The organism is Caulobacter sp. 10L414 (assembly GCF_056395525.1).
The window spans coordinates 1-542 of the sequence record NZ_JBFTJR010000137.1 but is presented as its reverse complement, the minus strand read 5'-3'; the positions used below and the strand labels follow the sequence as shown (position 1 = coordinate 542).

General features: G+C 69.4%; 1 protein-coding gene. It reads left to right on the top strand.

Going from position 1 to position 542, the window contains the following annotated elements; translation table 11 throughout:
- Positions 1-542 (top strand): PTS transporter subunit EIIC (locus AC1DCG_RS25090; RefSeq protein ID WP_477041751.1); only part of this gene is annotated, 542 nt, incomplete at both ends.

Below are 542 nucleotides of genomic sequence, written 5' to 3'. Positions count from 1 at the left end.
GGCCCTGATGCTGCCGATCGCGGTGCTGCCGGTGGCGGGCCTTCTGCTGCGCTTTGGCCAGCCGGATCTTCTGAACATCCCCTTCATCGCCGCGGCCGGCGAGGCGATCTTCGCCAATCTGGGCCTTCTCTTCGCCATCGGCGTGGCCGTGGGCCTGGCCCGCGAAAACAACGGCGCGGCGGGCCTGGCCGGGGTGGTCTGCTTCCTGATCGCCACCGAGGGGGCCAAGGCGCTGCTGCATGTGCCGCCCGAAGTGGTGGCGGGCCTGTCCAAGGAGGCGGCGGACCTGGCCGGACCGGCCTACAAGGCCAAGGCCCTGTCCAAGCTCTCCGTGCCGATCGGCATTCTGTCGGGGGTGATCGGCGGGCTGTTCTACAACCGCTTCTCGGGCTTCAAGCTGCCCGAGTACCTGGCCTTCTTCAGCGGCCGCCGCTTCGTGCCGATCATCTCGGGCGTGGCGGGCCTGGTTCTGGCCCTGCTGGTGGGTTTCGGCTACGACGGCATTAACGGCACGGTGGACGCGGCCAGCCGCGGCGTCGTGT